The organism is Undibacterium hunanense (assembly GCF_014284335.1).
GTDB classification, from domain to species: Bacteria; Pseudomonadota; Gammaproteobacteria; order Burkholderiales; family Burkholderiaceae_D; genus Undibacterium; species Undibacterium hunanense.
Window position 1 is genome coordinate 100,197 of sequence record NZ_JACOGF010000007.1, and the last position, 20,805, is coordinate 121,001.

At 53.3% G+C, this 20,805-nt stretch carries 15 protein-coding genes; 7 read left to right on the top strand and 8 right to left on the bottom strand.

Annotated features, from left to right (window positions below):
- Positions 1 to 81 precede the first annotated feature (81 nt).
- From H8L32_RS14840 to H8L32_RS14860, 5 genes are all read left to right on the top strand, one after another.
- A complete protein-coding gene (locus H8L32_RS14840) occupies positions 82 to 543 on the top strand; it encodes an OsmC family protein (protein ID WP_186948034.1) in 462 nt (153 codons plus the stop codon).
- Positions 544 to 545: 2 nt separating this feature from the next.
- Positions 546 to 1,190 (top strand): FMN-binding negative transcriptional regulator, encoded by a 645-nt coding sequence (locus H8L32_RS14845; protein ID WP_186948035.1) that lies wholly within the window; start codon positions 546 to 548, stop codon positions 1,188 to 1,190.
- A gap of 20 nt (positions 1,191 to 1,210) precedes the next feature.
- Positions 1,211 to 1,681: a GNAT family N-acetyltransferase gene (locus H8L32_RS14850; protein ID WP_186948036.1), complete on the top strand. Its 471-nt coding sequence runs from the start codon at positions 1,211 to 1,213 to the stop codon at positions 1,679 to 1,681.
- 126 nt (positions 1,682 to 1,807) lie between these two features.
- Positions 1,808 to 3,874, top strand: a complete 2,067-nt coding sequence (locus tag H8L32_RS14855) for a M13 family metallopeptidase (RefSeq protein ID WP_186948037.1) — start codon at positions 1,808 to 1,810, stop codon at positions 3,872 to 3,874.
- A 277-nt stretch (positions 3,875 to 4,151) separates the two neighbouring features.
- The gene (locus tag H8L32_RS14860) at positions 4,152 to 5,447 is read left to right on the top strand and encodes a GspE/PulE/PilB domain-containing protein (RefSeq protein WP_186948038.1); all 1,296 of its coding nucleotides are present in this window, start codon (positions 4,152 to 4,154) and stop codon (positions 5,445 to 5,447) included.
- A gap of 38 nt (positions 5,448 to 5,485) precedes the next feature.
- Here the strand turns inward: H8L32_RS14860 and H8L32_RS14865 are convergent, their stop codons facing one another.
- The 5 genes from H8L32_RS14865 to H8L32_RS14885 are packed head-to-tail and all read right to left on the bottom strand — an operon-like array spanning position 5,486 to position 15,512.
- Positions 5,486 to 6,391 (bottom strand): hypothetical protein, encoded by a 906-nt coding sequence (locus H8L32_RS14865; protein ID WP_186948039.1) that lies wholly within the window; start codon positions 6,389 to 6,391, stop codon positions 5,486 to 5,488.
- Complete coding sequence (locus tag H8L32_RS14870) at positions 6,391 to 8,247, bottom strand: CHASE2 domain-containing protein (protein WP_186948040.1); 1,857 nt, start codon at positions 8,245 to 8,247, stop codon at positions 6,391 to 6,393. Before H8L32_RS14870 ends, H8L32_RS14865 begins: the two co-directional genes overlap by 1 nt.
- 22 nt (positions 8,248 to 8,269) lie before the next feature.
- On the bottom strand, positions 8,270 to 11,500 hold the full coding sequence (locus H8L32_RS14875) for a beta strand repeat-containing protein (protein ID WP_186948041.1): 3,231 nt from the start codon (positions 11,498 to 11,500) through the stop codon (positions 8,270 to 8,272).
- Positions 11,497 to 13,863: a CHAT domain-containing protein gene (locus H8L32_RS14880; protein WP_222619368.1), complete on the bottom strand. Its 2,367-nt coding sequence runs from the start codon at positions 13,861 to 13,863 to the stop codon at positions 11,497 to 11,499. The genes H8L32_RS14875 and H8L32_RS14880 overlap by 4 nt, the downstream gene beginning before the upstream one ends.
- Before the next feature lie 11 nt (positions 13,864 to 13,874).
- A complete protein-coding gene (locus H8L32_RS14885; RefSeq protein WP_222619369.1) occupies positions 13,875 to 15,512 on the bottom strand; it encodes a ShlB/FhaC/HecB family hemolysin secretion/activation protein in 1,638 nt (545 codons plus the stop codon).
- A 366-nt stretch (positions 15,513 to 15,878) separates the two neighbouring features.
- On the opposite strand from H8L32_RS14885, the gene H8L32_RS14890 reads away from it, so the two are divergent.
- Positions 15,879 to 16,256, top strand: a complete 378-nt coding sequence (locus tag H8L32_RS14890) for a GFA family protein (protein ID WP_230412226.1) — start codon at positions 15,879 to 15,881, stop codon at positions 16,254 to 16,256.
- 34 nt (positions 16,257 to 16,290) lie between these two features.
- Positions 16,291 to 16,932: a LysE family translocator gene (locus tag H8L32_RS14895; protein ID WP_186948044.1), complete on the top strand. Its 642-nt coding sequence runs from the start codon at positions 16,291 to 16,293 to the stop codon at positions 16,930 to 16,932.
- A gap of 38 nt (positions 16,933 to 16,970) precedes the next feature.
- Here H8L32_RS14895 and H8L32_RS14900 read toward each other — a convergent pair whose 3' ends face one another.
- The 3 genes from H8L32_RS14900 to nirD all read right to left on the bottom strand — a co-directional run bounded on the left by H8L32_RS14900 (position 16,971) and on the right by nirD (position 20,797).
- Positions 16,971 to 17,441 (bottom strand): GNAT family N-acetyltransferase, encoded by a 471-nt coding sequence (locus H8L32_RS14900; RefSeq protein ID WP_186948045.1) that lies wholly within the window; start codon positions 17,439 to 17,441, stop codon positions 16,971 to 16,973.
- Between the two features lie 25 nt (positions 17,442 to 17,466).
- Positions 17,467 to 20,232 carry a nitrate reductase gene (locus H8L32_RS14905; RefSeq protein ID WP_186948046.1) on the bottom strand — a complete coding sequence of 922 codons (2,766 nt, stop codon included), beginning with the start codon at positions 20,230 to 20,232 and terminating at the stop codon, positions 17,467 to 17,469.
- 220 nt (positions 20,233 to 20,452) lie between these two features.
- Positions 20,453 to 20,797, bottom strand: a complete 345-nt coding sequence (gene nirD, locus H8L32_RS14910; RefSeq protein ID WP_186948047.1) for a nitrite reductase small subunit NirD — start codon at positions 20,795 to 20,797, stop codon at positions 20,453 to 20,455.
- Positions 20,798 to 20,805: the final 8 nt, after the last annotated feature.

Sequence of the window (20,805 nt, forward strand, 5' to 3'; positions counted from 1 at the left end):
TATTTTACTTAAAATTGGTACTTTTAAATAACCAATACAAAAACTAAGATTAACTTAATTTCTTATGCAGGGAGTAAAAAAATGCATCAATATCAGGCAAAAATTGCTTGGGAACGTGGCCAGCAGGCATTTACCGATAATAAATACAGCCGTGCCCACCAATGGGAATTCGATGGAGGATTGACGGTACCTGCCTCATCGTCACCACTGTCAGTCCCGTTGCCGATGTCTGAGGCTGGCAATGTCGACCCGGAAGAAGCCCTGGTTGCCGCCCTGTCTTCTTGCCACATGCTGTTTTATCTATCTTTCGTGGCCCAGCGCGGTTATGTGCTGGACCAGTATCAAGACCTGGCGGTCGGTATTATGGACAAGAATGCGCAAGGCAAACCGGCCATCACCCGCATTCATTTACGTCCGCGCGAACGCTATGCAGGTGAGCACCAACCTGGCTTGCAGGAACGCGAAGAATTACATCATATGGCGCATGAGCAATGCTATATCGCCAATTCCATTCACGCAGAAGTCATCGTAGAAATCGAATAATCATGTATTTGCCAGATCATTTTTCCGAACAACGCCTTGATGTACTACACGCCCTGATACAGGCCCATCCTCTGGCCGCCATGGTCACGCACAATGAGAATGGACTGGATGCCAATCACCTGCCTTTTCTGGTGACACCACCGACTGCCGATGCCCCGTATGGCATCTTGCGTGGCCACGTTGCCCGCAATAATCCTGTGTGGCAAAGCGCGGCTAGCGGTAAAGATCTGCTGGTGATTTTCCAGGGAGCGCATGCCTATATCAGTCCACGCTGGTATGCAGAAAAAAAACGTACTGGCGCGGTTGTGCCTACCTATAACTATGCGGTTGTGCATGCACACGGCCCTATGCGCATCGTCGAAGACAGGCAACAATTCCTGGCCTTGCTGACGGAGCTCAGCGCACATTTCGAACACAAGCTGGATCAACCCTGGCAGGTCAGCGATGCACCGGCTGAGTACATAGACCGGATGATGGACATGATCGTTGGCATAGAAATCCCCATCCGTCGCCTCTGTGGCAAATGGAAGACCAGCCAGAACAAAACCACAGAGGATCGCATGACAATAGCGAACGGCTTGCGTGAACTCGGCAATACAGACGTGCAGGACATGGCTACCGTCATGGAACAGCAATTATTTATTTAAAGACTTTGAGAACATACCTTATGAACAACAACATCCTGATCAGATCAGTAAAAAAAGAAGACTTTGCCGCCTGGTCTGTCCTGTGGGATGGCTATAACCGTTTCTATGAGCGCACAGGCCCGAATGCACTGCCAGATGCTGTCACGCAGATGACCTGGTCGCGGTTTTTTGATGGCTATGAGCCGGTACACGCACTGGTGGCTGAGCAGGGCGGGCAATTGCTGGGGCTGGTTCATTACCTGTTCCACAGAACTACCAGCCGCATCGAAGCCAGTTGCTATCTGAATGATCTGTTCACGCTACCGGAAGCACGCGGCAAAGGTGTCGGGCGGGCACTGATCCAGGCGGTCTATGAACAGGCAAACCTGGCCGGTAGCACCGTGGTGTATTGGCAAACCCATGAGACCAATGCCACTGCCCAGCAACTCTATAATCAGGTGGCCGACCGCTCCGGTTTTATTGTCTATCGCAAGAGCCTGGTTCACCAGTAATTTAGCCAAGGGTAGAAGCAGCCATTTTTGCCGGGGTGCAGCATAAAGTTTCTTTAAAATGGCTGAACTTTGCGCAAGTTAAAGCATCTACATTTCCTGATCCAACACCTATAAACAGGAAATATTATGTCTCGCACCCTGATTTCTCTCGCACTGGCTGGTCTGTTTGCCAATGCCGGCATGGCTACCGCCTTTGCTGACAATGCTGCGCCCACCGCAGCAGCCAGTCCTGCACTGGTTTCCGGCATTGATCTGCAATGGATAGATAAAAGCGTGCGGCCACAGGATGATTTTTTCCAGTTCATGTCCGGCAAATGGCTGGCAACGGCAGAAATACCGGCAGACCGTGGGCGCTTTGGTTCTTTTGACCAGCTACGGGAACTGTCCGAACAAAGGTCTTACGACATCATTCAGGCACTGGCCAAAGATGGCAAACTGGCCAGCGGCTCAAACCAGAAAAAAATTGCCGATTTATACAATAGCTTCATGGATGAAGCCCGCGCCAACGCGCTGGATATCAAACCCTTGCAAAAAGAATTTGCACGCATTGATGCATTAAATGACAAGAGCAAGCTTCCTGCCCTGATGGCACACCTGAGCAAGCTGGGCATCAACCTGCCGGTGGCAGCAGGCATCAGTCAGGATGCGCGCGATTCCAGTCGTTATGCCGTGTATCTGAGCCAGAATGGCCTGACCATGCCAGACCGCGATTATTACCTCAAGGAAGACGATGCCAAGCTCAAGGGTTTTCGTGATGCCTATCTGAAGCATCTGGAAAAAATGCTGGGCATGAGCGGCCAGACCAATCCGGAAAAAAGTGCTGCAACCATCCTCGCTCTGGAAACAGAGATCGCCAGGATACAGTGGACCAAGGTCGCCAATCGCGATCCCGTCAAAACCTACAACAAGAACGACCTGAAGCAACTGGCACAACTGGTGCCAGGCTTTGACTGGAAAGCCTACTTCGCGGCAAATGACATGGCAGACAAAGTCGACTATGTGATCGTGCGTCAGCCTGATTTTTTCAGCGGACTGGCAAAAATAATCGACACGACTTCACTGGATACCTGGAAAACCTATTTGAAGTGGCAGGTCCTGAATGCCTACGCACCGTTCCTCAGTCAGCGTTTTGTCGACCAGGACTTTGAGTTTACTCACAAGACCTTGCGTGGCGTACCAGCCAATCAGGTACGCTGGAAACGTGGTGTCGCCCGTGTAGAAGAAGCCATGTCGGAAGCGCTGGGAGAATTGTATGTGGAAAAATACTTCCCGCCAGAAAATAAGGCGCGTATGCAGGCACTGGTGAATAACCTGCTGCAGGCCTACAAGCAAAGCATAGAAACCCTGAGCTGGATGAGCCCGGAAACCAAGAAGGAAGCATTGGCAAAGCTGGCCAAGTTCAATCCCAAGATTGCTTATCCTGACCAGTGGCGCGATTACAGCAAGCTCAATATCGCCAGGAACGACCTGATCGGCAATGTCATGCATGGACGTGAACACGAATACCAGCGACAACTAAGCAAGCTGGGCAAACCGGTCAGCCGCAAGGAATGGGGCATGAGCCCGCAAACAGTCAACGCCTATTACAACCCACGCCTGAATGAAATTGTGTTCCCGGCGGCGATATTACAGCCACCATTCTTCAATCCGGCAGCAGATGACGCTGTCAACTACGGTGGTATCGGTGCTGTTATCGGGCATGAAATCAGCCATGGCTTTGATGATTCCGGCAGCCAGTCTGATGGCGATGGCAATTTGCGCGACTGGTGGACCAAAGAAGACAAGGTCAACTTCGGCAAGCTGACCACCGCCATGATTGCCCAGTACAACGCGTATAGCCCGCTACCGGGCTACCATGTGAATGGTGCTTTGACCCTGGGTGAAAACATTGCTGATAATTCTGGCCTGTCGATTGCGTACAAGGCTTACCAGATTTCCCTGGGCGGCAAGGCAGCACCGGTGATTGATGGCTTTACCGGCAACCAGCGCGTGCTCATGGGCTGGGCGCAGGTCTGGCGCGGCAAGTCACGCGACGGTGAATCCATACTCAGGATCAATACCGACCCACATTCACCTTTTGCCTTCCGTGGCAATGGCCCATTGACGAATCTGCCTGCATTCTATTCGGCCTTTGATGTCAAGGAAGGTGACAAGATGTATGTAGCACCAGACAAGCGCATCACGATCTGGTAAATCCAGCCCCCGGCTATTTGCCATACTGTCATGTCTGATACAGTAACTGTCTGTATCAGACATGACACATCATCCCCCTCTCAAAAAACGGCTTACCCGACTTTTACCGACAAAACCTTCGGAAAATGCTGCCATACATGCAGCCATTCGTGCGCAAAGTCAGGGAAGCTGGTCAATTTTTAAGCAAGCCGCATCAAGTTTGTCATTGTCACAACGACTGGACCATCCAGCTGTGGCAGAATAGACGCTGAAATCCTTAATTATTGAAAGTCCATTTATGAGTTTTGTGCGCCGTATCCAGGAAGATCAGTATGATGTCTACGACAACGACGACGTGCATGCTCGCTTACAATTTTTCAAACACCTGCAAACCATCACGAATGCCATCCATTCGACCAGCAATATCGAACAAATCATGCTCGATATGTCGCAACGTATATGCGAGCTGTTTGAGTGTGAACGCCTGACGCTGTATTCGGTCAATTACAGGAAAAATGCGATTGAATCCAAGGTCAAGACTGGCCTCAGTTCATTCAAGGATTTTGCCCTGCCGATTTCGGAAAAAAGTGTGGCCGGTTATGTCGCCATGAGCAAGCAAACCATCAACCTGAGCAATGTCTACGACGAAGCGGAGCTGAAAACCCACTCGCCGAATCTGGAATTTTTGCGCCGGGTGGATCAGCGTACCGGTTTCCGCACCAAGCAGATGATGGTCGGCCCATTGGTGCATGAGCAAAGCAATGAATTGCTGGGTGTGCTGCAGTTGATCAATAACCGCAATGATTGCCAGTTCCCGCCATTGCTGGAAGAGGGTTTCCGCTATCTGCGCAATACCCTGGCAGTGGCATTTGCCCAGCGCCTGATGTCACCGCAGGTAATCCATACCAAGTTTGACAGCCTGATCAAATCTTCCATCCTGTCGATTCCCGAACTGGGTCTGGCTGCACGTGCAGCACGACGCAAGGGTGTGGATGTGGAAGAAATACTGATCGATGAATTCGAGGTGAAGCCTGCTGATATCGGCCAGTCACTGGCGGCTTATTTTGAATGCGGCTACCAACCTTACAAGGCAGACCGCGTGCGTCCGGATGCGCTGAAAAACTTCAAGCGCGCGTATGTCGAAGACCATCACTGGATCGTCCTGGAAGAAAACGCTGACAATCTCATCATCATGACCACTGATCCGGAAAGGGTGATGGCGTCGCGCATAGTTCACAGCCTGTTCCCGATTGCGAAGATACAATATTGCGTGACCACCCAGCGCGAGTTCCAGCAGACTGTCGATCAATTCTTTGGTGAGAATGAAAACACAATCACCCATATCGAAGCAGCAAATCAGGATGCCATCGAAACGGTGACGGCTGCCGAAACGGCCTTGCTGGCGCAGGTCAGGGAAACCATCGCCAATGCCTTTGGCAAGAACCACCCTGAATTTCAGATTGATGTGCGTTCACGCGAAGACAAGACCGTCAGCCGTATGCATAAGGATGGCTCGGTACAACGCATCGCAGGCCAGGTGATTGTTGATTTTCATGTCGATTTTCTCGATACCGGCATGAGCGCATCTGCCTGAATCTGCTTCGCTGAACAGATCGGCATCGGGGTCTTCGTTTATTGCCCGCTTTCACCAAAGCGGGCCAGGTCTGGCCGCTGTCTGGCGATGGACTGCCAGACCAGCCGGGATTCGGCATAGGCACGCCTGCCTTGCAGCGTGGCGGCATACAATACCCACTCTTCAACTGCAGCCTGTTCATCTGGCCGCAAGTCAGTCAATGCAGCAGCTTCGGCCTTGCTGGCCAGTCTGAATTCGGCACGTGACATCTGTGTTTTTCCATCCCTGGCAGAGACATAGCTAACCTGCCAGCGATAGGTCCTGCCTTCTTCCAGTCGTATATTGTCGGGCAATTGCCAGTTATTTTCTTTCAGCTTGTGGCTGACAATCGGCTTTTCGTCTGTGAGTTTTTCATCCACGGCCTGGATACTGATGTCAAATTCAGCCGCTTCGGCCGCCATCCAGCTGAATACAGGTCGATCACCCAGCAACAAGCTATTATTTTCTGGTGCAGTGATGGCGATACGTGGCGGTAACTGACGCATACGTACTGCGCCGGCAATCACATTACTGGTTTCTGCTGCGCGTACCAGTTTTTCTGCCATGGGCCTGACCACGGCTTTTTGTCCTTGCAGGCTGATGACATTCTCTTTTTCTATGCTGACCTGTGCCGGTCCGGTCACCTGATATACCGATCTGGTGGCATACAGCGACAGCGACACTCTGGCACCGGCATCGACGGTAATCTGCATTTTGGGTTGCAGATAAGCCAGCAGTTGCAACTTGCTGCTGACGCCATTCACTTCCATCCTGCCATTGCCCTGCACATCCAGCACCATGCCCAATGCAGTATCGGCTTGAGCGCTACCGGCCATCAGGGCAAACAGCGCGCACACCAGAGCACAGGCCATAGATGCGAAAGCCTGGCCGATGCTAATCGGACGACGTGAAGTAAATGCGGACATCATGGATTTGCCTGTTTCTTTAAAAGATTGGTGGTGGTTTCTTGCGGCAATTGCCAGCCAAAAACCGCCATGGCTGAACGACCCTTGAGCTGCTTTTCGCCCAGGGAAACAAAAGTAACCAGGTCCAGCAATTTGTCGGCCACGGTGTCAGAACATACCACGGGATAGCCAACGTCCTTGCACAGGCCTTCTATCCTGGCTGCGGTATTCACAGTGTCACCAATGGCGGTGTATTCATGCCTTTCGGCAGAGCCGACCTGGCCGATGACGGCATCGCCGCTATGCAGGCCTATACCTATGGCAAGTGGTGGCTTGCCTTCCTGCTGCAATTCAGTATTCAGGTCCGCCAGAGCATACAGCATGTCACGTGCTGCATCGAAGGCACTTTGTTCGGGGCTGGGCAAGGCATTCGGGGCACCGAAAAATGCCATCATGCCGTCGCCGATAAACTTGTCTATGGTGCCGCCATGTTCATGCACGGCCTTGCTCATCACCGCAAAATAACGGTTGAGCAGACTGACTACCTCTTCCGCCTGGGCATGTTCGCACAGGGTGGTAAAACCACGGATGTCTGAAAACAGTACGCACACTGGCAAGCGACGGCTGTGGGTATAGTTGTGCTCACGTCCGGCGACGATTTCATCCATCACAGCCGGGCTGACCCGGCCTGAAAATGCCTTGCTCAAACGCTGTTTGTCGATGAAATGCCGCCAACCCTGATAAGCACTACTGGAACCCAGCGCCAGCAATCCAGTCAGCAAGATGGCAGTTGGTGGCAGCCACACATCATATTGCATGGCGACGGTACTGGCAGCCAGCAAACTGGTCACAGCCAGCACAAACAATGCGACTTTCCAACGTACCGAGCGACCAAACCAGAACAATACAAAAACACAGCACAGCGTGAACAGGACTTCATTGCTGGCCGGTTTCAGCATGCGCTGGTTCATGATGCTGCGCAGCAGTTGTGCATGCGCCAGTACACCAGGATTGGGAACACCATCAGGCAGCCAGGACGCCAAAGGCACGGGCAAATCGACCAGGTCTGTCGCTTCCATGGTCGCGCCCAATAACACCACGCGGCCTTCAAAGCGGCGTTTCAATTCACCGATATTGCCCTTGTCTGATAATTGCAGTACGTCTTGCAGCGGAATGTAGTCAAAACGCGGACCAAGGCGGTAGTTGATCAGACCCGACCAGTCTTGCCTGACGCCGGCAGCAGCTGCGACTTCTGTCGCCAGGCCGCTGGCACCGCCATCGGGCTGACAGTGTTTACCAGGGAAACGACGTATGCGCTGATCGCTGTCGCGGCAAAATTCTGCCGATGCAAGCGGTTGGAAGCGCGCATTCTGCATACCCAGCACGGCGGCATAATCGACCTGGATATTGATAAAATGCCGGCGCTGCATATCCCAGACCTTGGCCGCCACCACAGGTGTACCCTGTATGGTTTCCAATATGCCGGACAGCAGGGCCTTATGAAAATCGGCATCGGTCTTACGGGTAGAGGCCAGGGTATCGTAGCGTTTTTCGGGCAGGCTGACATCCATGCCAACTGCCCTGGCACCGGCCAGGTTCATGGTTTTCAGGAATTCGGCCAGGTACACATGGTTCAGCACCAGTGGTTCATCGACTTCATCCAGGAAAGCTTCATTGATGCCGACGATGACGGGTTCATGCTCTACCGTCTGTGGTGAATACTCACGCGCCAGCCAAAACTGGATATCCAGCAGCTTGTTATCCATCGCCTGTGTCCCAGACCAGTTGAGCAACAACGCAGCAAAGCCGCACAGCAGCACAGGCACCCACCAGCCTGGCCCGGGGCGAAAGCGTGTGGAAACAGGACGAGATGTCATGGCTGGTCTGGCATTGACAAGATCAAGGCTTCAACAGACCGGTAGCCGTAGGCAGCAAGCCGCCACGCCCAACCGGACTAAGTGAACTGCCGTTACCGATACGACATAAATCCATGGTCAGATCTCCCAAATCATAGGCTTGTGCCGACAAGGTCAGCAGGCTGGCTGCAAAATCAACTTGCGGGCTGCTCAATCTTATCACTCCGTTCACGCCGTCAGGGGCCGCAGCCTGAATAAGATTGCCACTATTGCGGCTAAAACTCAATGGCGGACCACCTATGCGTAGCTGGTTGCCGGTGGCGATGGTGGCATCAACCTGAACATTGACATTGCCACCAGAGGCAGCAGGTGCCGCCGTATTGGCCTGCACAAAGCCGTTTCTGAGAACCAGCGCCGGTGCGGTAATGCTGATATCACCGCCATTACCGGTCTGCAGCCCATTGACTGAAGTAGTCAATTGCGAGCTGTCCAGCAATAGCGGGCCACTACCGCGCACCACGATATTGCCGCCATTGCCATCCTGGGCGCTGGTGGTAATGGCACTGGCACGGCTCCGGAAACGGCTGGCGTAGCTGATCCGGATATCACTGGCAGCCACATTACCGCTGGCAGATGCACTGATCTGCGCCTGTTGTAACTGTATGTCGGGCGCATTCACGGCCAGCAAGGTTTTGCTGATGGCACCGGGTTGATCTGGCCTTGCGGCATTGCTGATGGACAGTATGCCCTGATCGATATGCAGGCTCTCTGATGCTGCCAGGTTGACACTGCCGGCATAACCACTGGAAGCAGGCCCGGCTTCTGAACTGATGATGGCATGGTTGCTGATATCGATAATGCCGCCACTGACATTGACCGCACCTGCCTTGCCTTTGGCAAAGGCGCTGGACGAAATCTGCGCAGCATTACGCATGGTAATGCTGCTGGCATTCACATTGACGGTGCCAGCATTGCCAACCGAGTAGCGGGTATATTCATCACCGGCATTGGCACTGCTGAGTATGCCTGTGACAGGCGCTGGCCTGTCGCTGCCAGCATCTACCATCTGAGTTGGTTTGCCATCCATATCAAGACTGCCGGCAATAACTTTGACAGCGCCGGCCGAACCGGTGCTGTAGCTGATGGTGGCGGAGGAAATCTGCCCGCCATCGGTCAGACTCAGCTTGCCGCTGACATTCACGTCCACACTGCCCGCATTGCCCTGTGCCTGAGTACCGGCATCACTGTATATGCCGGTGGCCTGGCCCTTGCCATTGATATCGATTGCCGCCGCATCAACCCTGACAGCACCCGCATTGCCGATAAAGCGGGTGGAAGAAGAAATGCTGCCCCCAGCCTCCAGCAATACAGACTGACCGGCCTGCACCTGGATGCTGCCGCCGTTGCCCACGCCTATGGTCTCGGCACGCACGCCGGATTCGCCACCGCTAATGCTAACGTTCTTGCCGACGATGCTGATATTGCCGCTATTGCCCCTGGTGTAGGTGGTGGATGAAATCCGGCCACCATCTGTGAGCATCAGTCTGTCGGCAACACTGACATCAATATTGCCGCCGTTGCCACCCTGAAAACTGGCTGGCATACGAAAATCCCCTGCATCACTATAAATGCCGGCACTCAGGCCCTGACCGTCAATGACAAGGCTATCCGACTGAAATTTGATGATGCCAGCATTGCCCCTGTCAAATGCGGACGTTGATATACCACCCTCGGCCTGCATGGTGGCAGTACCGCGTATGGCCACATCGACATTGCCGGCATTTCCCTTGCCACCAGAAATACTGTTGATGCCGGTTGACAGGCCATCGCCATTGATCAGCAATTCACCAGCGCTGACTTTGACATCACCACCCTGCCCGGCGGTATAGGTGGCAGATGAAATCTGCGCACTGCTCAGGATAGTCAATTTGCCGCTGGCGGATACGTCGACCTTTCCTGCATTACCGCTACCACTATTACTGCTGCCGGTATTGGCAGTCGAGACTATACCGGTATCGGGGCCATTTGCTTCGCTGCCATCGAGCATGATTTCACCGGCGCTGACAACGACGGTGCCAGCATTACCCCTGGCATTGCTGGATGAAGAAATCAGACCGCCATTCAGCACTGCCAGCTTGCCTTTGACATGGATGTCAAGGTTGCCGGCATTGCCGCCAAAGTCATTCGCCTGACTGTAGATGCCTGTCACCTGGCCCTGGCCATCCAGCACGGCAGTATCGGCATCGATACGGATAGCACCGGCGTTACCATTGGTGAAGGTTGATGAAGATATGCGGGCACCGTTCAGAATGCTGAGTTGCCCGCTGGCCGATACCTGTATGTCGCCCGACCTGGCAATACCATCTTTCGCGTTGCTGAACACACCGGTGTCCTGTCTGCCCCCCTGGGCATCGATGACGATATCGCCGGCCTGTATGCGTATCTGTCCACCGTCAATAAAACCACTGCCAGGGCTGTTGACACTGCCGCCATTGACAATAGCAAGCCGTCCATTCATACCTGTCACATCGGCAATTGCAAGTGACACATCCAGTTTGCCGCTGCCCACGGCAGCGACACGGATATTGCCACCCGGCGCCTGCAAGCTGGCATTGTCGATGCTGATATCACCAGCGATCAGGCTGATTACCTGCTGCGACCGGGTTGACAATGTGGCGCCATCCCGCAGTTCCAGCGTAGCGCGGGTGCTGCCTAAAAATCCGAAAGCTTCGGGTGCTGCTGCTGACAGGGTGCTGGCGCGCGTGGCATCAACATAAAAATTACCATCAGAAAATTTCAGGTAATTGGCGGTACTGATGTGCAGACCCGCCGGCACATCCAGTGCCGCACCTGCACCAAAAATCACACCTGCCGGATTAATGAAGTAGAAATTAGGCTGGCTGCCTGTGGCCGCTGTCAATTGCAACAAGCCATTGATCTGGGATGCCGGACCACCAGTGACACGGGCGATGACATTCTGCAAGGCGGTAGTCGTAGTGAAATTGGCTGATTCACCGCTGTCTATGCTGAAGCTGCGAAAACTGTGAAATAAATTCGCACCTTTGGTCGTACCCAGGTTTTGTGGAATCACAAAATTGCCGGATAAATTTTGTACCGGGCCTACCGTACCATCGGTGACAGCACCAGCTCTTGCCAGCAAAGGTGTGGTGCCGAAGGCGAACAACAAACTAATGCAGATGACTGTGTGCATGGCACGCATGGTCTGTTTGCGACGCTTCTGCCCCACAGGGAAATGCAACAGGGTCGTGTTCATAACCAGCTCCCGACCATGATAAATGGTGCCCAGTAAAAAGGATGACTGTAGTTGTCGTTTTTCAGCAGTTCCAGTTGGGCTTTTTGCAAAGCCTGCACCTTGCTGTTTGCCGGTGAAGACAGATTGCGATAAAACTGCGCCATCAGGGCGCTGGCGGCGTCATCGGATACTGGCCATAGCGAACCGAGTGCGCTTTTGGCGTGTGCCTTCAAGGCTGCGCCGCTCAGGCCCAGCGGAGCCCTGTCATCGCCCTCTGCCGTTTCACAGGCGGACAGGGTCAGCAATTCCAGCCCGCGACTGTTTTTTTCACCTGCACGCAACAATTGCTGCAAACCATTCATGGTGATGAGGTCATCATGCGCCATCAGGAAGCTGTTGTCTGCCGTGCCGCCGAATACACCATGCGAGGCGATATGCACGATCTGGTAATCGCCGGTTTTTATTTTCCCGGCGAATGCAGACACGGTAAAACCGGCGTTCAGCAGGGTCTGGCCTGGTGCAAGTTTTTCCAGCATGCGTATTTCTTCATCGACACCGTTGAGCGAGAGCATTTGCTGCAATTGCTGGTGCCGCAGCAGTTTTTCGGCAGCAGGTTTATCGGTAACAGACATAGCAGCGTTGCTGTCAGCGCCGGATTTGCCTGCTGGCAGGCTGCGCATGCTGCGGGTGAAACTGCCACGGCTTAGCTGGCGGCCTGTGGTGGCTGAGGTGGCCACGGTGGCTGTCGCAGATTGCGGACCGGCGGCCAGCAACTGCTCTACCATCACGGCAGGTAGTTTATCGACGACGGCACCCGGTTCACTCATACCGGCCAGCAGGGTTTTCAAGTTTGTACCTTGTTGTTCGCGCGCAGCGGTATTTGTGAGTGTCAGTGCCGGGACGATGGCTATCGCATATTTTTCTATGGCAAAGCGCTGGCCATCATGCAGGGCGGCAAATGGAAGTAGACGCAAAGCACCGTCAGGAATAATTACCAGGGTTTCAATTTTCTTTTGTTGCAGCAGACTGTCTAACGGTGCCAGCAGCATATCGTACAGGCGTTTTGCTTGCGGTTTGAAGGACAGATTATCGCGGATGTTGCTACCAAATTCGATGACCTCGGCACGCAAGCTGTCGGCGGAAACAGCGATGCTGCGGTGCTGCATGCCACCAGCGGTTTCCAGCAGCAATTCCATGCGGCTTGGCAAGATCACCGGATAGATAATGGCCGTGCCAGGCGCAAGTGTGGATGAACGGCGATTGGCGCGTGCGCTTTCAACTGCGCAACGGTCACCCAGATAATCTTGCAGCTCGGTCTGCTTGATGAGTTCAAGCACGTTGCGGGCACGTCGCAATTGCTGTTCCTTATTAGCGGCATTCAGTTGATCTGCGCCCTGCAACAGCATATCCGCCAATCCCAGGTAAACCGGCTCCAGCGTTTCACGGAATGAGGATTTTCCATCCTGATATTCGACCGGGATATCGGTGCGTATGGCCTCAATATGATCGAGTGCCCGCTGGTAGGCAGCAATTGCCATATCAGTCTGCCCACGCTGACGCAAAATGCGGCCACGACGCCATTCGACAGCAATCAGAAAATCATGGGCTTGCATTGTCTGCGCCACCAACATGGCCTGATCACTGAGGGCCAGTGCGTCGTCCTGGCGATGGGCATCTTCATACATTTGCGCGAGTTGATCCAGCGCTTCCAGCAAGAGACGGCTTTCCTGCCCGGCCTGCGCCAACTGGCGCGCATAATCGAATGCCTGATAAGCCAGCGCATGGCCAGCTGGCCCGATAGCTTTTGCCTGCGCCCCAAGGTTGATGGCAAAGCGTATTCTTGCCTGCGGCTTGCTGACTGCTGGCAGACGTTGCCAGTATGCATTCAGGCTACTGATGCGAGCCGTGGCGCTGAGTTTGCCGCCATCCAGCTTCAGTCGATTTAAACCACTGCTGATGGCAATGCCGGCATCGCTTCCAGCCAGGGTTATGGCAACATCATAGGATGCGCGCGCGGCATCTGCATTACCACGGCTTTGCTGCCAGTTGCCAAGGGCAATGGCATGGGCGGCCTTGTCCACTGCGGTATCGGCATGTTCGTAGGCAAAGCGCAGATAGGGTTCGGCCAGCGCAGTCTGTTGCATCTGTATATAGCTGGCAGCAATCGCTGCGGCCAGCCTGACTTTATCAGCCTGTACGCTGGTGGCACTGTATTGCGCCAGCAAGGGTTGCAATACCTGGCTGTAATTGCCGCGTTCGCATAAATCCAGTTTGTTATTCAGTGTTTCCATTTGGGCATGGGCGAAAGGCAAAATAAAATTGAACGACGCCAGGCATGCGATCAATATTTTGCGGACACATTGTGTATGGTTGAAGGTGTGCATGATTCGTCCGCTTAAAACACGTGGTAAGTCATTTGAAAATGCACACCGTGGTCTTGCAAATTACCGCTACCGGCATTGGGCAAACTTTTGAGCTTACGGGCTAAAAACAGATCGGCACTCCATTTATTCCACTGCCAGTTCATGCCTACGCCCATTGAAGCAAGCTTTTGTGTGGCCTCATCCTGGTTGTTTGCGATGGCCATATCGGCGAAGCTGATCAGCTTTATTTTTTGTCCCTCGAATGCGGCAAAGCTGAGCGGGTAATGAAACTCTGCATTCAACAAAAAAGCGCGGTCACGCACCAAGGCATTTTCACGATAGCCACGCACGGTGGCGGCACCGCCCAGTGAAAACCGTTCCAGCGGCAACAAACGATCCGGGGTTTGTTGTACAAAGGCGCGTACGACGATCTGTCTGCCATCTTGCGCGAGGTTGTTTACATATTGCAGTTGCCCGGTCCAGATGCGGTAACTGGCATCCGGCACGCCAGCAGCACCAGCACCACTTGCACTCTGGTCTATATTATTGCGGCCAAAGGCAAAGACACTGCGCACTGCCAGTGCCTGGGTTTCTGCACGTTCTGTCCATTCCTGCGAAAAACGCCAGACCCTGATGCGCGAGTGTCCGTCCGGTTCGCCCGGCGTAAATGAAAAGGCTTCACCCAGCAAACTGCTACGGCTTTCGCGCTGCGCATAGCTTAAACCCAGTTCAATTTTTCTTTGTGGCGACGATTGCAGGGTCTGCGTCAACCCTGCCTCGCCACCCGAACTGCGGCTTTTGATATCGATGGCAGCCAGCGATTCACCAATGACGGATGAACTGCCCTGATCGGCACTCAGCTTCAGGCTGGTGCCACGGCTATTCAGCGGCATGGTCCAGCCCAAATGAACAGGATCAGCCCCTTCGCTATGGCTGATGCTGGCATCCAGCATGTCACCGCGCCCGGTCAGATTGCGTACCCATCCTGCACTACCCAGTACTTGGGACCCGATAGACGGTGCGCGGTAATTATTCAAAAACACCGTCATGCCATAGGCTGGGGCGCGCTGTACGTCAATGTCCAGTATGGCGGTACCCGGCACATCGCCAGGGATAAGCCGGCTATTGATTTTTTCAAACAAGGGATCAGTCAGCAATAACTGGAACCTTTGCTGCAAAACCGGCATATTGAATACTTCTGGCGCCAGCACCAGTCTCTGTTCCAGATATTGTGCCTGCAGCCTGCCCTGGCCTTTGATGTTGACATGGGTGATACGCCCTTCTATCAGACGTATGGGGATGAGGCCATCGGGGAATGCATCCTGCCCATCAGCCACCACCAGCACGGCGCCAGAGTTCAGATAACCCAGGGCGATGTATTTACGGGTAATGCTGATGCGCAGTTCTTCCAGTTCGGCCAGCGTAACACGGTGCCCAACATACGCCTGCGCCATTTTTTGCAACTCTTCTGTCGTCAGGATGCTATTGCCGCTGAACCGGACTTCTTTCACCAGCACCTCGGCGGCACTGACCTGCACCGGCGGCAGTGCAAAGGGCTGGTCTGGCGTTGCGCTGGCCATGCCCGGCACACCACAGGCAAGACTGATACAGCCTGCCCACGCAGAAAAACAAAGCTTGAAACGCCTTTGACTCATTACATAATTCAGCATGAATGATGGCCGCCATGTTTCCTGTTGGTGCTTGCTGCGGTCTGATGCTGAATAGTAAATGACATAAAATATACGCTGATGGATAAACGGGGCAATTCCAAAGAGACTGCAAAACGCCAATCGGGCATAATAAAAGGCTTGCCAAATGATTACAATCAACTCAGGCGTTTGATTACATTTGGACACATATTAAACAGTCCAGCAACGCAGGATATGGCCTGGAAACCACAGAAAAATGCATCTCGGAAATTGTCATGGTAGAACGACCATGGCAGTGTACTGGTTTAAAGAAAATTGTACCGGTACGGCACCGGTCTGTACCGGTAGTATGACCCTATAGTACTCAAATCACTCAGGAAGCACAGGATGCAAGATCAACTACCGGGCCATCGCCCCATGCAAAGCTATCAGGGCAGTTGCCACTGCGGTGCCGTGCGTTTTGAAATAGAGACTGATTTCCCCGAACTGACGATGTGTGACTGCTCTATATGCAGGCGCAAGAATGCCCTGATGGTCAAGGTGCATGAAAGCCGTTTCAAGCTGCTGGCTGGCGCAGAATCACTGAGCGACTACCAGTTTCACAGCCATACGGCACATCATTATTTTTGCAAGACTTGCGGTATTTATCCTTTTCATCGCAAGCGCGTCACGCCGGACAATTTTGGTATCAATGTCTATTGCCTGGAAAATTTTGACCCTGCGGGTATTCCGGTACGGCAGGCGACTGGCGCGGCCATGCCATAAGGCAGGATTTTTATTCATAATCAGGATTTTAACCATGCAAACCCAGACTCTGCTTGCCTTTACCGCCATTGCCAGCCTGGCTGTACTCAGCCCCGGCCCGGCGATTTTATTGTCTTTGAAAAACGGTGCGAGTTATGGTGCACGTGCTGTCATGTGGTCGGCATTTGGGAATGTGTGTGGCATCTTTTGCCTGTCTACGACCGCCTTCCTGGGTATGGGTGCCTTGCTGAATTCCTCAGCGTTGCTGTTTGCCGCAGTCAAGATTATCGGTGCGCTGTACCTGTTTTATATAGGTATCAAACAATTGTTTGGAAAAAGCAATGCATTCACGCATGAGGTAAAGGATGTGTCGTCAGTCACAACACCACGCCCGCGCAAATTATTTTTCGAAGCTTTTTTGACAGCGGCCACCAACCCAAAGGCACTGATGTTTTTTACGGCCCTGTTCCCGCATTTCATTACGCCGGGTGAAGCACTGGCACCGCAGTTTTTTGCACTGATGGCCATCTTCATGAGTCTGTCTTACCTGGCCCACCTGATGTATGCGCAATTAGCCGCACGCGCCATGCACATCCTGGTCAAGCCACGTTTCGCCAAATGGATTAACCGCGTTGTTGGTGCTGCCTTTATTTCATTCGGGGCAATGTTGTTGAGTTTGCGCAGGCAGACGGCCTGAGAGATTGCTACTGGGGACATGCTTACGGTCCCCCGCTTTCAGGCCAGCAGATTTTTTTCCATGAAGACACTCAAGGGATTTTCTTCATAGTCACCAAAAGCAGCCCGTTCGGCATAACCAAGACGAAAATACAGGCTGAGGGCCTCGGGCTGCCTGATACCGGTTTCCAGCCTGGCGACACGTATGTCATGCGCCAGCAAATGATCTTCCAGCGCCCGCATGATCAGTTTCGACAAACCTTTGCCGCGAAACTCATCTGGCACAAACACCCGTTTGATCTCGCCATAGTTTAACTGGGCATCGACATCAAACAGTATCTTGACAGCACCACAGGCGGCCAGTTGCCCATCGATATGGCAGCCGAGAAACATCACATTGTCTTGCGCCAGTGCGGTAAGGCTTTCGAGGTGATTGCTTTCAGCTGGATAGAGCGCAGCCATGTACACATCAGACAAGGCTATCAACCTGCCTGCTGCGTCGGAAGCCGGATCCAGTTTTTCTATGTTCATTTTCCGTTTATGACTGTTTAAGATCCTATGCGGCTTTTTGCTGTACACCGATGCTGATTATTTTCTTCAGTTCAGGTACACAGGAGCCACAGTTGGTACCGCATTTCAGTTTGTTCTGCAATGCCGTCAACACATCAGCCGGCAAGCCATCCATGCCCTTCAGTGCTGCAGTGATTGCTGTATCGGTCACGTTCAGGCAACTGCAAATCACTTTGCCGCGTGCAGTAAAACCCTGTGGTGCCGTAGTGCTTGGCATCAGCAACAAACGCCCCAATCTGGCGACAGATTCCTGCGCTTGCAGGAAATCCTTGAGCCAGCTTTCAGCGCTCACATCACCAGCCAGCGCGACGGCGGCCAGGCTACCGTCTTTCACCACGATATGGCGTGAAACACTGCGACGCCTGTCGTCATAGCGCAGCACATCGGTGCCATGTATGCCAAACAGTTGTTCAATTTTTTCCAGCACATCTGTTGCCACAGCTTCTTCGTTCGCAGCGCGGAAGATGACGCCGACTTTGTCGCGGCCAAACGGTGTGCATGAGGCATAGGCAAATTCACGCATATAAGGTCGCAAGGCAGTCTGTACCCGGTATGCTTCTTCGCTATCCAGCCAGGCAAATACCACGAAGCGCCAGGGCAGTTCTGCCTTCAGTATCTTGACCGCAGCAGCTTTCAGTTCCGGCTGTTTGGAACTGGGGTCGATTGCTGGCGAGGTCAGGGCATTCACGCCATAGCTGGCATTCTGTGCATGGCCACGACCGGATACATATTCTTCACCCCAGTGCATGGCGACGAAGACCTGGCCTGCACGCTGCTCATCGCTTTCGACTATGGGTAAAATCACTGTGCCACGCCGGCTGCTGACGTGTACCAGATCACCTGGTTTGAGGAAGCGCCTTTGCATGTCCGTTGCTTCCATGCTGATGCCAGGTTCGGCCACATGGGCAAACAGTTGCGCCACGGTGCCGGTACGGCTCATGCCATGCCATTGATCACGCAGGCGACCAGTATTCAAAGAGAATGGATAGCGGGCATCCACCGCATCCTTGACCGGCTGATACACGGTATTGATGAAACGGGCGCGACCACTGACTGTAGGGAAGATGCCATCTTCATACAAACGCTGCTTGCCTGTGCTGGCACCAGCCGGATAAGGCCATTGCTGTGGCCCCTGCTGTTCCAGTATGGCGTACGACAGGCCGGTGATATCGAGATCACGACCACGGGTACTGTCACGGTGTTCATTCCACACCTGTTCATCACTGTCGTACGCAAAATTGACCGCTGACTTGCCCAGTAAAGGTGCCAGGGCTTGCGCAAACTGGCTGGCGATTTGCCAGTCATGCCTGGCTTCGCCTGGTGCGGGTATGACGGGGCGTACACGCGAGATACGGCGTTCTGAATTGGTGACGGTGCCAGTTTTCTCGGCCCAGGTGCTGGCAGGCAAAAGAATGTCGGCATACGGCACGGTGGCCGTGCTGGCATAGGCTTCCTGCACGATGACCAGCTCGGCTTTTTGCAAGGCTTCGCGTATCAGGTTTTGTTCAGGCATGGATTGTGCGGGATTGGTACAGACTATCCAGATGATTTTGATCTCACCCAATCTGACTGCTTCAAACATTTCCACTGCTGTCTTGCCTGGTGCAGCCGGTACATCATCAACACCCCAGTAAGCGGCTATTTCTGCACGATGTTCAGCATTGCTTAGATCACGGTGACCAGACATCAGGTTGGCCATGCCACCGACTTCACGCCCGCCCATGGCGTTTGGCTGACCGGTCAGGGAAAACGGTCCAGCACCTGGCTTGCCGATTTGATGGGTTGCCAGATGCAGATTGATCAGGGCCGCATTTTTTGCAGTGCCCGCCGAAGATTGATTCAAGCCCTGGCAATACAGGGACAGGCTGGCTTTGGATTGACCAAACCAGCGCGCTGCCTGCACCAGATCGGCTTCCTTGATGCCACAGGTCTTGGCTACGGCTGCTGGCGTATAGTCACGTACGGTTTGTTTAAGTTCGGCAAAGCCTTCGGTATGCGCCTGGATATAGTCGAGATCGATCAGGTCTTCCCACAGGCACAGATGCAGCATGCCGTTGAACAGGGCCACGTCAGTACCCGGCAAAATGGGCAGGAACAAGTCGGCTTCACGCGCAGTATCAGTACGACGCGGATCAGCGACTATCACTTTCAGGTCAGGATTTTTTTCCCTGGCCTGTTCCAGACGGCGATACAGGATGGGATGTGCATAGGCCGTGTTGGAGCCAACGATAAAAATCACTTCCGCCAGGTCGATATCTTCGTAACAGGCAGGTGGCGCATCGGCACCCAGCGTCTGTTTGTAGCCAGCTACGGCACTGGACATGCACAGGCGCGAATTGCTGTCGATATTATTGGTACCAACCAAACCCTTGGCGAGTTTGTTGAAGACATAATAATCTTCGGTCAGCAACTGACCGGAAATGTAAAAAGCCACACTATCGGGGCCGTGTGTCTTGATGGTGTCGGTAAATTTGCCGGCCATGGTGGCGATGACGGTATCCCAGTCACTGCGCTGGCGTGTCTGATCCCGCCCCGCAGATGGCGCACGCATTTCGGGATACAGTGCCCTGACCTGTTGCTGTATCCGGGCATCTGCCGACAGATGCAGGGTGCTGCCCTTGCTGCACAGGCGGCCAAAATTGGCTGGGTGATCCGCGTCACCACGTACGCCCACAACCTGCCCGCCTTCGCTTTCAATTACTACACCGCAACCAACGCCGCAATAACAACAGGTAGATTTGGTTTCAGTCATACATGCCTTTAAGTGCTCGCTGCATCACAAAAAATGTGATGCAGCGCATTTTTTCTAAGAACCTGTTTACGATCTGTAGCGAGCGAGCGTCAGCGGGAGTAAGGGTAACAAAAGCGCAGCACAAAAAGCGGAATGTACTCTAGTACATGAGCATTTTGAGCAGCACATGAGCCCCGCGTAGTCTCTAATTGCGCTCGCGCAGTAAGATCGTAAACAGGTTCTAAGCCTCTATTGCAAGTGTACGCAATTCATTCGCATCCAGATACACCTGATCTGCATCCACTTTCAGACTGAATTTTTGCGTGCAGCCTTCATCGGGTGCAATGGCACAGCCCGTAGGCAGTTCAATATTCCAGTTATGCAGCGGGCAAGCCACTTTTTCACCAAAGACTATGCCTTGCGACAAGGGGCCACCCTTATGCGGACATTTGTCCAGCAAAGCAAAGACCTTGTTTTCACTATTTCTGAAAATGGCCACATCCGGTTTGGCGGCACGGGCCACTACCCGTGCACCCAGTACGGGAATATCTTCAACACGACAAATTACTTGCCAATCCTGACTCATGTTTCTTT

Bases quoted from the DNA above. Each gene is read 5' to 3' on its own strand.
- H8L32_RS14840 (WP_186948034.1), top strand. From the start codon at position 82: ATGCATCAATATCAGGCAAAAATTGCTTGGGAACGTGGCCAGCAGGCA.
- H8L32_RS14845 (WP_186948035.1), top strand. From the start codon at position 546: ATGTATTTGCCAGATCATTTTTCCGAACAACGCCTTGATGTACTACAC.
- H8L32_RS14850 (WP_186948036.1), top strand. From the start codon at position 1,211: ATGAACAACAACATCCTGATCAGATCAGTAAAAAAAGAAGACTTTGCC.
- H8L32_RS14855 (WP_186948037.1), top strand. From the start codon at position 1,808: ATGTCTCGCACCCTGATTTCTCTCGCACTGGCTGGTCTGTTTGCCAAT.
- H8L32_RS14860 (WP_186948038.1), top strand. From the start codon at position 4,152: ATGAGTTTTGTGCGCCGTATCCAGGAAGATCAGTATGATGTCTACGAC.
- H8L32_RS14865 (WP_186948039.1), bottom strand. From the start codon at position 6,391: ATGTCCGCATTTACTTCACGTCGTCCGATTAGCATCGGCCAGGCTTTC.
- H8L32_RS14870 (WP_186948040.1), bottom strand. From the start codon at position 8,247: ATGACATCTCGTCCTGTTTCCACACGCTTTCGCCCCGGGCCAGGCTGG.
- H8L32_RS14875 (WP_186948041.1), bottom strand. From the start codon at position 11,500: ATGAACACGACCCTGTTGCATTTCCCTGTGGGGCAGAAGCGTCGCAAA.
- H8L32_RS14880 (WP_222619368.1), bottom strand. From the start codon at position 13,863: ATGCACACCTTCAACCATACACAATGTGTCCGCAAAATATTGATCGCA.
- H8L32_RS14885 (WP_222619369.1), bottom strand. From the start codon at position 15,512: ATGCTGAATTATGTAATGAGTCAAAGGCGTTTCAAGCTTTGTTTTTCT.
- H8L32_RS14890 (WP_230412226.1), top strand. From the start codon at position 15,879: ATGCAAGATCAACTACCGGGCCATCGCCCCATGCAAAGCTATCAGGGC.
- H8L32_RS14895 (WP_186948044.1), top strand. From the start codon at position 16,291: ATGCAAACCCAGACTCTGCTTGCCTTTACCGCCATTGCCAGCCTGGCT.
- H8L32_RS14900 (WP_186948045.1), bottom strand. From the start codon at position 17,441: ATGAACATAGAAAAACTGGATCCGGCTTCCGACGCAGCAGGCAGGTTG.
- H8L32_RS14905 (WP_186948046.1), bottom strand. From the start codon at position 20,232: ATGACTGAAACCAAATCTACCTGTTGTTATTGCGGCGTTGGTTGCGGT.
- nirD (WP_186948047.1), bottom strand. From the start codon at position 20,797: ATGAGTCAGGATTGGCAAGTAATTTGTCGTGTTGAAGATATTCCCGTA.